12 protein-coding genes are annotated in these 13,635 nt (G+C 61.3%); 5 read left to right on the forward strand and 7 right to left on the reverse strand.

Annotated elements, in window-relative coordinates:
- Nucleotides 1-160 precede the first annotated feature (160 nt).
- Both DYI42_RS00695 and DYI42_RS00700 read right to left on the reverse strand, forming a co-directional pair.
- Entirely contained in the window at nt 161-991 is an 831-nt protein-coding gene (locus DYI42_RS00695; RefSeq protein WP_209227013.1) for an SDR family NAD(P)-dependent oxidoreductase, read from the reverse strand.
- Nucleotides 992-1,015: 24 nt separating this feature from the next.
- Nucleotides 1,016-2,200, reverse strand: a complete 1,185-nt coding sequence (locus DYI42_RS00700; protein ID WP_067629733.1) for a lipid-transfer protein — start codon at nt 2,198-2,200, stop codon at nt 1,016-1,018.
- A 280-nt stretch (nt 2,201-2,480) separates the two neighbouring features.
- Between DYI42_RS00700 and DYI42_RS00705 the strand changes: the two genes are divergently transcribed.
- The gene (locus DYI42_RS00705; protein ID WP_067629730.1) at nt 2,481-3,092 is read left to right on the forward strand and encodes an acyltransferase; all 612 of its coding nucleotides are present in this window, start codon (nt 2,481-2,483) and stop codon (nt 3,090-3,092) included.
- Between the two features lie 118 nt (nt 3,093-3,210).
- Here the strand turns inward: DYI42_RS00705 and DYI42_RS00710 are convergent, their stop codons facing one another.
- The 5 genes from DYI42_RS00710 to DYI42_RS00730 are packed head-to-tail and all read right to left on the reverse strand — an operon-like array spanning nt 3,211 to nt 9,412.
- The gene (locus tag DYI42_RS00710) at nt 3,211-4,818 is read right to left on the reverse strand and encodes an acyl-CoA carboxylase subunit beta (protein WP_209227014.1); all 1,608 of its coding nucleotides are present in this window, start codon (nt 4,816-4,818) and stop codon (nt 3,211-3,213) included.
- A gap of 2 nt (nt 4,819-4,820) precedes the next feature.
- The gene (locus DYI42_RS00715) at nt 4,821-5,324 is read right to left on the reverse strand and encodes an acetyl-CoA carboxylase biotin carboxyl carrier protein subunit (protein WP_244867355.1); all 504 of its coding nucleotides are present in this window, start codon (nt 5,322-5,324) and stop codon (nt 4,821-4,823) included.
- Nucleotides 5,324-6,793, reverse strand: coding sequence for an acetyl-CoA carboxylase biotin carboxylase subunit (locus DYI42_RS00720; protein ID WP_209227016.1), 1,470 nt, complete (start codon nt 6,791-6,793; stop codon nt 5,324-5,326). The genes DYI42_RS00715 and DYI42_RS00720 overlap by 1 nt, the downstream gene beginning before the upstream one ends.
- A gap of 12 nt (nt 6,794-6,805) precedes the next feature.
- On the reverse strand, nt 6,806-8,605 hold the full coding sequence (locus DYI42_RS00725) for an acyclic terpene utilization AtuA family protein (protein ID WP_213544058.1): 1,800 nt from the start codon (nt 8,603-8,605) through the stop codon (nt 6,806-6,808).
- 21 nt (nt 8,606-8,626) lie between these two features.
- Nucleotides 8,627-9,412 (reverse strand): enoyl-CoA hydratase-related protein, encoded by a 786-nt coding sequence (locus tag DYI42_RS00730; protein ID WP_040608656.1) that lies wholly within the window; start codon nt 9,410-9,412, stop codon nt 8,627-8,629.
- Nucleotides 9,413-9,545: 133 nt separating this feature from the next.
- On the opposite strand from DYI42_RS00730, the gene DYI42_RS00735 reads away from it, so the two are divergent.
- From DYI42_RS00735 to DYI42_RS00750, 4 genes are read left to right on the forward strand one after another with little or no spacing between them, the layout of a single operon-like run.
- On the forward strand, nt 9,546-10,760 hold the full coding sequence (locus tag DYI42_RS00735) for an acyl-CoA dehydrogenase family protein (RefSeq protein ID WP_050759166.1): 1,215 nt from the start codon (nt 9,546-9,548) through the stop codon (nt 10,758-10,760).
- A gap of 13 nt (nt 10,761-10,773) precedes the next feature.
- The gene (locus tag DYI42_RS00740; protein WP_209227019.1) at nt 10,774-11,973 is read left to right on the forward strand and encodes an acyl-CoA dehydrogenase family protein; all 1,200 of its coding nucleotides are present in this window, start codon (nt 10,774-10,776) and stop codon (nt 11,971-11,973) included.
- Nucleotides 11,974-11,982: 9 nt separating this feature from the next.
- Nucleotides 11,983-12,837: an SDR family NAD(P)-dependent oxidoreductase gene (locus tag DYI42_RS00745; RefSeq protein ID WP_009803494.1), complete on the forward strand. Its 855-nt coding sequence runs from the start codon at nt 11,983-11,985 to the stop codon at nt 12,835-12,837.
- On the forward strand, nt 12,830-13,633 hold the full coding sequence (locus tag DYI42_RS00750; protein WP_009803495.1) for an enoyl-CoA hydratase-related protein: 804 nt from the start codon (nt 12,830-12,832) through the stop codon (nt 13,631-13,633). The genes DYI42_RS00745 and DYI42_RS00750 overlap by 8 nt, the downstream gene beginning before the upstream one ends.
- Nucleotides 13,634-13,635 lie beyond the last annotated feature (2 nt).

Below are 13,635 nucleotides of genomic sequence, written 5' to 3' on the forward strand. Positions count from 1 at the left end.
CATCTGTTAGGTTGCTAGCGCCAATGAGTCAACAAACAATTATTCCAAACCTGGCTCGGGTTGGAACTTGTGGAAAATGCCGTCCGGGCAACCGTGATACAGCCGCCCGGAAATGTCAGTCGTACGCCGGACCCCGAACAGGTGGCCCGGGTGGCGGGGATCAGATCGAAAAGCCCCCGCCGCAGATGATGTGCTGACCCGAGATGAAGTTCGATTCCGGCGCACAGAACAAATAGACCGCGCCCGCGGCCTCTTCCGGTGTGCCTACCCGGCCCAGCGGAATCATGCGTTCCATCTGGGACAAGAGATCAGGGTTCACGCCGACCTTGATTTCTTTTTCCTCGATCTTGATCGTGCTGTCGCCGTCTGCGCTGCCCTCCGTCAGGCGGGTGCGGATCGGGCCGAAGGCCACGGCATTGACGTTGACCTTGTAGCGGCCCCATTCCTTGGCCATCGTCCTGGTGACACCCAGGATACCGGCCTTGGCGGCAGAGTAGTTGATCTGGCCGGCATTGCCGCCGGTCCCCGCGATGGACGAGATATTCACCACCTTGCGGAACACCTCTTGCCCGGCCGCGGCCTCTTCCTTGGCCTTGGCGCTGATTACCGGCTGGGCGGCGCGCAGGATCTTAAAGGGCGCTGTCATGTGAACGTCGATGATCGCCTGCCACTGCTCGTCGGTCATCTTCTGAACGACGCTGTCCCAGGTGTAGCCGGCGTTGTTCACGATGATGTCGAGTCCGCCGAAGCTGTCCACGCCCGTCTTGATGAACCGTTCGGCAAAACCGTCTTCGGTCACGCTGCCGGCGCAGACCACCGCTTCGCTGCCAGCGGCGCGGATAGCTTCAGCGGCTTCATTGGCCGGGTCGGCGTCCAGATCGTTGACCACTACCCGGGCCCCTTCCGAGGCCAGTTTGAGTACGATTTCGCGGCCAATGCCTCGGCCCGAACCCGAGACCAGGGCAACACGACCGTCGAGTTTTCCAGTCATATTAATTCCTCCCGAAAGGCGCTATCAGGCTTTTTCATAGAGTGTGGTGACACAGGCCCCACCGAGGCCCAGATTGTGCTGAAGTGCCAAGCGCGCGCCATCGACCTGGCGCGCATCAGCCTGCCCGCGCAACTGCTGGACAAGCTCGGTACATTGCGCAAGGCCGGTCGCCCCAAGAGGATGACCTTTGGACAACAAACCGCCCGACGGGTTGGTCACGTATTTTCCGCCATAGGTGTTGTCGCCATCATCAACAAACTTCGCAGCCTCGCCTCGGCCGCAAAGGCCAAGCGCCTCGTAGGTGATGAGTTCGTTGTGGGCGAAACAGTCGTGCAGTTCGACCACATCCACGTCTTCGGGCCCGATGCCCGCAGCCTCGTAGACCTGATCGGCGGCGCGCTTGGCCATCGAAAAGCCGACCACCTCGCGCATATCATGGGCTTCGAAGGTTTCCGGGCCGTCCGTTGTCATGGCCTGCGCCGCGATCCGAACCGAACTGTCCAGTCCGTGCTTGTCGGCGAATTCCTTGGAACAGATGATCGCGGCGGCTGCGCCACAGGTTGGCGGACAGGCCATAAGCTTGGTCATGACGCCGGGCCAGACCACCTGCGCAGCCATGACGTCTTCCGCCGTCACTTCCTGGCGGAATAGGGCCACCGGGTTCTTGGCCGCATGGCGGCTGGCCTTGGCTCGGATTTTGGCGAAGGTCTCAAGAGGCGTGCCGAACTCGTCCATATGCGCTTTGCCCGCGCCCCCGAAATAGCGCAGCGCCAGCGGAATATCGGGGTTGCCAACCAGATCGTCGGTTTCTTCGTCGAAAGCCGCAAACGGGCTGACCCGATCGTGGAACATCGCGCCGATTGCGCCGGGCTGCATCTGCTCGAATCCTAGTGCCAGAGCACATTCCACCGCGCCGCTTTCAACTGCCTGGCGGGCCAGGAACAGGGCAGACGACCCGGTCGAGCAGTTGTTGTTCACATTCAGAACCGGGATGCCGGTCATGCCGACCTGATACAAAGCCCGCTGGCCACAGGTGCTATCGCCATAGACATAGCCAACATAGGCCTGCTGAACCTTGTCATAATCCAGACCCGCGTCGGCCAGGGCAGAACGGGTGGCTGCGCTCGCCATCACATCATAGCTTTCGGATTTTCCCGGCTTCTGGAACGGGACCATCCCGACGCCGGTGACATAGGCTTTGCCTGTCATTTCTTTCTCTCTCCCATGCTTGGTCTGGCTATTGTGAACGGTAAGCCATATCATTTTCTAACACATGTTTGATTTTAGCGCTTAGCCTCGATAACTGTCAACATAGTTAAAACGTGATGTAGGGCGCTTGCGTCATTTGCTAACACATGACTGATTTTCTTGACCGCGCGTTCCGGAAGCCAGCACCTTTCAGGCTTTTGGGTCCCGGCATGACGGTTGATGAGCGTTTGACGTCTGGTTCCGGTAATCAGTGGCACCCAACCCACTAAAGGGAGAGAGAATGGCGTATTGTTATGAATTCAAAGGGTTCGTGCCCGTTGTGCCTGAGGATACATATGTCCATCCTCAGGCGGTTCTGATCGGAAATGTCATCCTGGGTCATGGATGCTATATCGGACCCGGAGCAAGCCTGCGGGGCGATTTCGGCAGGATCGTGATTGGAGACGGTGCCAATGTTCAGGATAATTGCATCATGCATTCCTTCCCCGGCCGCGACGCGGTGGTGGAACCGGACGGGCATGTCGGCCACGGCGCGATTCTGCATGGTTGCATCGTTGGACGAAACGCTTTGATCGGCATGAACGCGGTCATCATGGACGGCGTCGAGCTTGGCGCGGAATCGATTGTCGGCGCGCAAGCCTTCGTGCGTGGTGAAACGGTGATTCCGCCACGCTCGATGGTTGTCGGGTCGCCTGCGAAGGTGATCCGCGACGTCACCGAGAAGGAAGTCGCTTGGAAAACACGCGGAACTGCCGAGTATCAGCAACTCGCGCGCGACTGTCTGGCCGGATTGAAGCCCGTCGAGCCGCTGAAGGCGGTCGAGGCCAACCGACCGGAGATGGCTGCCTCCGACGTCGTCTCCATTCAGGAAGCGCGGCAGAAGCCGTCCTGACCTGCCCGGAAGCCGGACAGGGGCGGGTCTCTGCAGGTGCCGAATGCGCCAAGTGGTATCGCCTTGGCACGGGCCGGCCCCAGCGGAAAGCCGGCGTGCCGCCCTACCCCTCAAGCCGTCACAGCCGGAAGATCCCGTAGTGCGGATCATCGATCGGCGCGTTCAGCGAGGCGGAAATCGACATGCCAAGCGCATTGCGTGTGTCCGCCGGGTCAAGGATGCCATCGTCCCACAATTCCGAGGTCGAGGTATAGGCTTCGACATCTCGGCGGAATTTCTCCAGCACGGGATCACGGATCGCGGCGATTTCTTCCTCGCTCAGTTCTTTGCCTTCGCGCTGAAGCTGCCGGATCTTGACGTCGGCCATGGTATTGGCAGCCTGATCCGCACCCATCACGCCGATTTCGGCCTGCGGCCACATGAACAGCGTGCGTGCATCCCAGGCCCGTCCGCACATGCCGTAATTGCCTGCCCCATAGGACGCATTGGCGATCACGGTAAACTTCGGCACGACCGAGCCGCCCTGCGCCATCAGCATCTTGGCGCCGTCCTTGGCGATGCCGCGTTCTTCGTATTCGCGGCCCACCATATAGCCAGTGATGTTCTGAAAAAAGACCAGTGGCGTACGGTTCTGGTTGCATAGCTGCATGAAATGCGCGGCCTTCAGCGAGCTGTCGTTGAACAGCACCCCGTTATTGGCGAGGATCCCCACCTTGAAACCCCAGATATGGGCAAAACCACAGACCATCGTGGTGCCGTAATCGGGCTGGTATTCGTGAAAGCGCGAACCGTCCACGATCCGGGCCAGAACCTCGCGCATGTCGAATTGGGTTTTCCGGTCCTTGGGAATGATCCCGTAAAGCTCGGTCGGGTCGTAGTAAGGCTCTTCATAGGAAGCAGTTTCGATGATCGTTTTCGGTGTGCGTTTCCATTGGCTGACAATCTCGCGCGCCAGTGAAAAGGCGTGCTGTTCGGTCGCGGCACGATAATCTCCCGTCCCCGAGACAGAGGTGTGCATCACCGCGCCGCCAAGCTCCTGCACGCCGACCTCTTCGCCGGTGGCCGCCTTGACCAGCGGGGGACCGCCAAGGAAAATCGCCCCAGTGCCTTCGATGATGATGTTGTAATCGCTCAGCGTAGGTACATAGGCACCGCCTGCGGTGCAATGCCCGCCGACCACAGCAATCTGCGGGATATTGGCCTGACTCAGCTTGACCTGGTTGCGAAACACCCGCCCGCCCAGATAGCGGTCGGGAAAGACGCCATGTTGCAGCGGCAGGAAACCGCCGGCGCTGTCGCAGATATGGATGACCGGCAAACGGTTTTCCAATGCCACATCCAGAAGTCGCACGATCTTTTTAACCGTATGCGGATACCAAGCACCGCCCTTGACGCTGGCGTCATTGGCATGAATAGCGACCTCGCGGCCCTGCACGATGCCGATACCCGTTACCACGGCGGCGCCGGGCACCGCACCATCGTATTCGCGGCAGGCGGCCAGGGTTGAAAACTCCAGAAACGGTGTGCCGGGATCCAGCAATAGCTTCAGCCGCTCGCGCACCCCCAGCTTGTTTTGCCGCGCAAGGCGGTCAATGTCCCGTTGCGGGCGTTCGAAACGCGCCGCGTGCTGGCGGGCGTGAAATTCCTTCAGCCGCACGGACATGGCGGCATAATTTGCCTTGTAGTCGGCGGCGTTGGTATCGACCAGACTTTCAATCCTGCGCATTCTCACTCCTCCTCCGGGGCCAATTGGGCCAGGATATCTTTCAGCCCAAAACTGTCGCCTTCGGCGAATGGCATTTCGGCAACGACCCCGTCGCGTGGCGCCGTCAGTGTGGTTTCCAGCTTCATGCTTTCGATAACCAAAAGCGGCTGGCCTTCTTCAACTGTGTCGCCGGGTTTGACCGCGACCGAAACCACGACCCCAGGCATTGGTGCCACCAGTCGATCGTCGCTTGCGCCCCCGTCACGCCCCGCCAGACGTTCGGCGGGGTCAACCCGCCCGACTCCGTAGGTTCGCCCGTCCATGTGCACAAAAGTCGCCTCCGGCCCCACGGCCAGTCGCAATTCGCGCACAACACCCTTGGCCCGCAACGTGTAACCGCCCGGCAGGCCAGTCGGGTCCAATTGGCAGGCAACAGTACCATCGGGGGTATTCAGCACGAACCGGCTGCCATCATGGCCCAGCCAGCATTCAGTCTCTTCGCCGTCGATCTGAAAAATCCGTTGCATCAGTTTCTCCACCCGCCCATCTTGCGGTGCATTTTCGGTATTTGCATTACGTCGCTCACCAGCCGATCGTCTGACAGGGCCGCCGCCGCCATCAGCAGGTCAGAGACATCTTCGCCCGGTGCGGTCAGCATTTCGGATTGTTCAGCCAGGAAGCCGGTTGAAACGTCACCCGAGGCAAAATCTGGATGTGAAAGGATCGCATCCAGGTATCCGGTGTTGGTCGTCACCCCGAGAATCACATAGTTTTGCACCGCATTCCGGGCACGGGCGATGGCCTGCGCGCGATCCCGGCCATGCACGATCAGCTTGGACAACATCGGGTCGAAATCGGTGGTCACCTTGCCACCGTCCAGAATGCCGCTGTCCACGCGGACACCCTCGCCTTGGGGTTCGTCCAGCAGCAGGATATCCCCGATCGCGGGGCGGAAATCGGCCGTCGCGTCCTCGGCACAGATGCGCAGTTCGATCGAATGGCCGGTCTGCGGAATATCCGCCTGCACCGCGCTCAGCCCTTCGCCCGCAGCGATGCGCAGCTGTTCGGCCACCAGATCAAAACCCGTGACCATCTCGGTCACCGGATGTTCGACCTGAAGGCGGGTGTTCATTTCCAGGAAGTAAAACGCCCCGTCCCGCGCATAGATGAACTCGACCGTCCCGGCCCCGCGATACTTGACCGCGCGGGCGATCCCGGCGGCGGTTTCGCAGATTTCCTGACGTTGCTCGGGCGAGAGCGCCGGTGACGGCGTTTCCTCGATGATCTTCTGGAACCGGCGCTGGATCGAGCACTCGCGTTCCCAGAAATGCACCACGTTGCCCTGCCCGTCGCCCATCACCTGCACCTCGATATGGCGCGGGCTCTCGATGTAGCGTTCGACGAACAGCCGGCCATCGCCGAAATAACGCTCGCCCTCGCGGCGCGCGGTCTCGATCTCGGTCTCCAGGGCGCTGTCCTCGCGCACGACGCGCATCCCCTTGCCGCCGCCGCCGGCTGAGGGCTTGATCAGCAGCGGGTAGCCCACGGCGCGGGCGCGGTCCACAAAGGTGGCGGGGTCGTCATCCTCAATCGCCGACGGCGCGACGGGAAAGCCGCGCTCCTCGACAAAGGCGCGCGCGCGCACCTTGTCGCCCATCAGGTCGATGGCTTGGGAGGTCGGGCCGACAAATGTCACACCGGCCTCTTCCAGCGCCGCGACGAACCCGGCATTTTCCGACAGGAAACCATAGCCGGGATGCACCGCGTCGGCGCCGATTTTCTTTGCAGCCGCGACGATCTGCGAAATATCGAGATAGGCGGCCACGGGCGTCGGGCCGTCGATCATCGCGACCTCATCCGCGATCAGATGGGCCGGCCCCTCTTGCTCGGCGACATGGCGCAACACGACCGTCGCAAGCCCGCGGGCCTTGGCGGTGCGCAACACGCGCGCCGCGATTTCACCCCGATTGGCGACCAGGAGTTTCGAAATGGTCATGGTATTGTCCTTTTAGTTCCGGTCCGAGGCGTTCAGCCCGTCGCGGGCGGCCAGATCGACCGGCACAGGAATTTCAATATCAAGCAGCATCTGCGCGAACCCTTTGCCTTGCGGGTCGATGCGGACCGAGGCGATGCCGCCACCACCAAGCGATTCATGCAGCAGGAAGTTCAGCGAATGGCTTCCGGGCAGGTCGAACCGCTCGACCTTGCCTTCGCAGACGTGGGCGAAATAGTCTTTCACCGCCTCTTCGCTAAGAGCCGAGCGGATATAAGGCAGGTAGTCCGGCTTGCGCGCGAGGATGCCGATATTGGCGATATCCCCCTTGTCGCCCGAGCGGCCCCAGGCCAGATCGACGAGGCGGACCTTGACAACGTCCGGACCGGGCTCGTGGCTATCTGCGGGCCGTGCAGCGGGCGGGTCGAGCTTCACTGCATTCGTAGCGATGGTGACTGGAACCTCCTTGCCGTCCACCTCGACCGCGACGGGGGTATCGGCCTTGCTCTGAAGGAAGGAAAATAGACGGACCACCGGCTGCACCTTGGGCCGCCCGGCAAAGAACCCGGTCAGGCCCTGCGCGGTGGAAATCGCCATCGGCGCGATCTCGCCCGCAAAGATGTTGAGCGCCGCGCGGTCGTCATGCACCGCGCCGATCTTGAGCACGACCTCGCGGGTTTGGGCGCATGCATTGGCCCCATAGGCGGCCTCGGCGCCCAGCACCTCGACGCTGACCTGCCGGAAATCGCCCAGGTTCTTTTCGCGGAATATCCGGCGGCAACGGGTCAGGATGGCCTCGGCCACGCGCTCGGCCTTGGCGGGCGCGTCGATGGCGGCGAGGGTCAGCGTGGTGACGGCGCGCCAGCCATCGGCATGGGTCGCCGACACCTTGTAACTGCCGGTGCGCCCCAGCCCCTTGCCGCCCTTCACCAGCACCCGGTCGGGGCCCACCTGTTCCAGCGTGACCTGCGACCAGTCGCAGATCACATCAGGCAGCAGATAGGCGCGCGGATCGCCGATTTCATAAAGCATCTGTTCGCCGACCGCGCCGGGCACGACCAGCCCGCCGGTATCCGGCGTCTTGGTCATGACGAAACTGCCGTCTTCCGACACCTCGACGATGGGCATCCCCATATCGTCCCAACCCGGCACGTCCTGCCAGTCGGTGAAATTGCCGCCCGTCCCCTGAGGGCCGCATTCGATCAGGTGCCCGGCCAGCGACCCTTGGCTGAGCCTGTCCCAGTCGTCATCGCCCCAGCCGTATTCATGCATCAAGGGACCGAGCGCCACCGCACTGTCGGCGCAGCGCCCGGTGATCACGATCTCGGCCCCGGCATCCAGCGCGGCCGCGATGGGGCGGGCACCCAGATAGGCATTCATGCTCCAGATATCGTCTGGAAACTCAACACCCGAGAACATTTCCGTCTGACCGCTTTTGCGAATTTCATCGACCCTAGGCAACAGGTCATCGCCCAGCACGACTCCGATGGACAGATCGATCCCGGCTTGGGCGGCGGCTTTGGCAAGCGCATCGCTGCAGCCACGCGGGTTCACGCCCCCGGCATTGGCAACGACCTTGATCCCTCTTGCCTTGATATCCGGCAACCAGGGAGCCAGCGCCTTGACGAAGTCCGGCGCATAGCCCGACTCGGGCGCTTTGGCGCGGGCCCGCGCCATCAGCGACATTGTCACCTCTGCCAGATAGTCAAACACCAGATAGTCGATCTCGCCCTTTGAGACCAGTTGACCGATCGCTTCGGGCGTATCGCCCCAGAATCCCGAGGCGCATCCGATGCGCAGTTTCCGATCTGACATATTCTTCTCCTCCCCGCTTGATTAACGGCCCGTCCATTCAGGTTTGCGTTTCGCAATGAAGGCATCAAAGCCCTCGCGCGCGTCTTCTGTCTGCGCAACGCGGGGTAAAAGTGTTTCCGCAAACCGCATCTGCTGCGGATAGGTCATGTCCTCCATCGCGTGACAGGCGTATTTTCCCAGCCGGATCGCGCTCGGCGACTGCGCAGCAATCTGGGCGACCAGTTCTGCAACCTTGTTGTCCAGTTCCGCGGCATCGGTCACATAGTTGACCAGATTGAATTGCAGGGCTTCCGAGGCCGTCAGAGGAACGCCGGTGATGAACATCTCCATCAGCCTGCGCCGGGGCAGCACGCGCATCATGGGTGGTACGATCGTCATGGGAAACAGGCCCACCTTGACTTCGGGCGTCCCAATGCGGGCATGCTCTGCCATTACAGCCAGATCGCAGGCACAGATGATGCCAGCCCCCGCCCCCATCGCGGCTCCATTGATGCGCGCGATGGTTGGCTTGCGGCACGCCTGTATCGTTTCAAACAACCTTCCGGCAAAGTGATCCGGATCTGCCGGATCCTGAACAAACGGGCCGCCATCCGCCCCCGCCTTGATGTCGCCCCCGGCACAGAAGGCGCGCTCACCCTCGCCGGTCAGAACGATCACGCGGCAATCGCTGTCCCTCTCGGCAGCACAAATGGCAGCAATGATCCCGTCTGCGACTTCACGGTTGAGGGCATTTCGGTTTTCAGGACGTCGAATCGTGATACGCACTTCCTGGCCGAGCGCCTGCGATTGAACAGCGGTCTCAGTCATTTCCGTAGCTCCCCCCTGTATTCAGCGCACCGCGCATTCATACGTCGGGTCGTCAAAAGCTTGGCTTGATCTATTTTCTAACATATGTTTGATTTTGGTCAACACTGCAGACGACATTTTTCGGGAGGATGATATGACCACTCAAAGAGAGGCTCTCGCGGCTGATCTGGAGGCCATCAGGGCAAACTATTCGTTGACTGATGAGCAACGCCAGATTGTCGATCACGTGGATCGGGTATCGCGCGAGGTGCTGCACCCGCTGCAAGCGCGTATGGATGACGAGGAATGGTGGCCCGATGATCTGTTCAAGCAGATGGGCGGGCTGGGCCTGCTGGGGATTACCGCACCCGAAGAGCTGGGCGGATCGGGACAGAACGAGTTCACCCAGGCGCTGGTGTCCGAGGTGATTTCGAAGTGGAATCCGGCTGTGGGCCTCTCACACGGGGCGCATGACAACCTGTGCCTGAATAACCTGCTGCGCAATGGATCCGAAGAGCATGTGAAGAAATACGTGCCGGGTCTTTGCTCGGGCGAGCTGGTTGGTGCTTTAGGCCTGACCGAACCGGGCGCGGGGTCCGATGCGCTTGGGTCCATGGCGACCACCGCGCGCCGCGACGGCGATGACTACGTCATCAACGGCTCGAAGATCTATATCACCAACGGGCCGATTGCCGATGTGATCCTGCTTTACGCTAAAACCGACAAGTCGAAGGGTGCCAAGGGCATTTCCGCTTTCATAATCGAGACGGACAATCCCGGTTTCAAGGTGGCGCAAAAGCTTGACAAGATGGGCTTTCGCGGCTCGCCTACCGGAGAACTGGTGTTTGAGGACTGCCGCGTACCCGCGTCCGCCATGGTTGGACAGGAAAACACCGGCGTTTCGGTGGTCATGAGCGGGCTGGACCTTGAACGCGCGATGGTCGCTTCGGTCTGCGTGGGCATGGCGGAACGCGCGCTGGAACTGGGGCTGGAATACGCCAAGATTCGCGAACAATTCGGCCGACCAATCTCGAGCTTCCAGATGATGCAGTCGAAGCTGGCCGAGATCTACACCGAGGTCGAAACCGCGCGTGCCTTCAGTTATCGGGCGCTGGCCGCCTGTACCGGGTTGCCGAAGGGCGCCGGGGGTCGCGGTGAAATACACAAACTGACGGCGGCGGCCTGTCTCTATGCGGGCGAGGCTTTCAACAAGGCAGTGACCGAAGCCTGCCACATCCACGGCGGCTCTGGCTACATGCAGGACACCGAGATCAACCGGCTCTACCGCGCCAACAAGCTGTTGGAGATCGGCGCGGGCACAAGCGAAGTCCGCAAGATCATCATCGCCGAAGAACTTCTGCGCGCCTGAGGGAGACAAGACCATGAACAAGCAACTGCGCAACGACACCGCTCTGCCCACCCATTTCATGACCGACGAACAGCAGGCCCTGGCCGATCTGGCCGAAAAGTTCTTCATGTCCGAGTTTCATCACCTGAACGCGGAGATGGACGATACCGATGACCTGCCGGCCTCGGTCTTTCCCAAGCTGGGCGAGATGGGCTATCTGGGCCTCAACGTACCGCCGGAATTTGGCGGTGCCGGGCTGGACTTCACCTCGGCCTGTATCATCACCGAACAGATGTCGCGGGCCTCTGCCGCGATCGGGCTGACCCACGTGGCCCACGACAACCTGTGCGTCAACAACATCTATCGCAACGCGAATGACGATCTGCGCCACAAATATCTGCCGGGCCTGTGCGATGGCACGCTGATCGGCGCTCTGGGTCTGACCGAACCCGGCGCGGGGTCCGATGCGCTTGGGTCCATGCGGACCACGGCCACGAAGGATGGCGACGATTACATCCTGAATGGCGCCAAGATCTACATTACCAATGGGCCGATCGCCGATTTGGTGCTGGTCTATGCCAAGACCGCGCCCGAGAAGGGAGCCAAGGGTATCTCCGCTTTCATCGTGGAAACCGACACGCCGGGTTTCAAGGTTGCGCAGAAGCTCAACAAGATGGGGTTCCGCGGCTCGCCGACGGGGGAGCTCGTGTTCGAAGACTGCCGCGTTCCGGCGGGGAACATGGTGGGCAAGCTCGATGGCGGCGTTGCCGTGACCATGTCCGGGCTTGATCTGGAACGTGCCATCGTCTGTTTCAACGCAATGGGCATCGCGCAGCGGGCACTGGATATTTCCATCGATTACGCCAAGACACGCCAGCAATTCGGCAAACCGATCGCCAGTTTTCAGATGGTTCAGGCGATGCTGGCCGACATGTATACGCAGATCGAGTCCGCGCGGAGCCTTTCCTTGCGCACCGCAGCCATGTGTGAAGGCCTCGAAGAGGGCGAAGGCGGGCGTGGCGAAATCCACAAGCTCACCGCTGCGGCGATCTACAAGGCCGCCGAGGCGACGTCCTTCGTGCTCGACAAGGCCGTCCAGATTCACGGCGGCTCGGGTTACATGCGTGATACCGAAGTGAACCGGCTGTACCGGACCGGTCGCGTGCTTGAGGTCGGCGCGGGCACCCAGGAGGTTCGCAAACTCATCATATCCGGCGAATTGCTGAAGAACTAGGGGCGGAACATGAGCGAAGCGAAATCAACGCGTTACGCGTCGGATCTCATGGCGGGCCAGGTTGCCCTGGTCACGGGGTCCGGATCCGGAATGGGCCGGGCGACGGCGATCGAAATGGCCTCTTGCGGGGCCAGGCTTGTGCTGTTCGCGCGCCGGGAAGAGCCGCTGGAGGAGACCGCCGAGATGATCCGGTCGGCGGGGGGCGAGGCCTTTGTCGTGCCCGGAGATACCCGCGACGAAGTCAGTATCGAAACTGCGATGGGGCGGATCAAGGACCACTACGGGCAGTTGGATGTTTTGGTGAACAATGCCGGCGGCCAATATATCGCGGCCGCCCGTGATATCACCAACAAGGGCTTCGAAGCCGTGATCCGAAACAACCTGATCGGATCTTGGCAAATGACCCGGGCAGCGGCGGATCACTTCATGTACGACAATGGTGGATCGGTTGTGTTTGTCACCGCCATCTCGGCGCGCACCGCGCTTACCGGCTTTACACACACCGTCGCCGCCCGCGCCGGTGTGACGGGCATGATGAAAACGCTGGCCGCCGAATGGGGCGAATACGGCATCCGCCTGAACTGTGTCGCGCCGGGCACGATCAAGACCGATGCGCTTGGCCGCTATCCGATTCCGCCGGAACAGTGGAAAAAGCTGAACCGCTCGGTGCTAAACCGGATGGGGGCGGCCGAGGACATCGCAGGCACGATCATTTTCCTGGCCTCGAAACTTGGCGGTTTCATCACCGGAGAAGACATTTATGTAGACGGCGGTGAAACCCTGCACATGGGTCACGACGCGCGGGACATGATCAACCCAGCGATGTTCGAGAAACGCGAACGGGGAGATGGCAAGAATGAGTAAGCAACCCGTCCTTCTGGAGATTTCCGACAGGATCGCCACGGTCACGCTGAACGACCCCGAGCGGCGCAACCCGGTCACCGGCAACGACATGATCGCTGCCCTTCTGGAGACCTTCGCCAAGGTGCAGGCCGACCCGCAAGTCAGCGTCATGATCCTGACCGGCGCCGACCCGGCCTTTTGTGCCGGCGGCGACGTCAAGGAGATGAACGATCCCGAAAGCGTGTTCCGCAAGGAACCGCTGGCGGCGGCGCAGAGCTATGTCGACGGGGTGCAGCGCCTGCCGCAGGCGCTCTACAACATGGACATTCCCACCATCGCCGCAGTCAATGGCCCGGCGGTTGGCGCGGGGTGTGACCTGACCATGATGTGCGACATGCGCATCGCGTCGGAAAAAGCAAGGTTCGGCGAGGTGTTTCTGAATCTCGGAATCATTCCGGGCGATGCGGGCAGCTGGTTCCTGTTGCGTCGTCTGGGCCACCAGAAGGCCGCCGATCTGACCTTCTCAGGGCGCATGGTCGAGGCCAAGGAAGCGCTGGAGCTTGGCATGGTGCTTGAGCTGGTGCCGCATGAAAAATTGATGGCACGAGCCCGCGAACGGGCCGCTGTCATCGCCGCGAAACCGCCGCGCGCGGTTCGGATCGCCAAGCGTCTGATGCGCAATGCCGAACGGATGGACCTGCCGGATTACCTGAATTCTGCGGCGGCTTATCAGGCGCTCATGCATCAGACCGAAGACCATCACGAGGCGGTTGCTGCGTTCATCGAGAAACGAAAACCCAACTTCACGGGGCGTTAAGG

Source organism: Vannielia litorea (genome assembly GCF_018424695.1).
In the GTDB taxonomy this organism is placed as follows: domain Bacteria; phylum Pseudomonadota; class Alphaproteobacteria; order Rhodobacterales; family Rhodobacteraceae; genus Vannielia; species Vannielia litorea_A.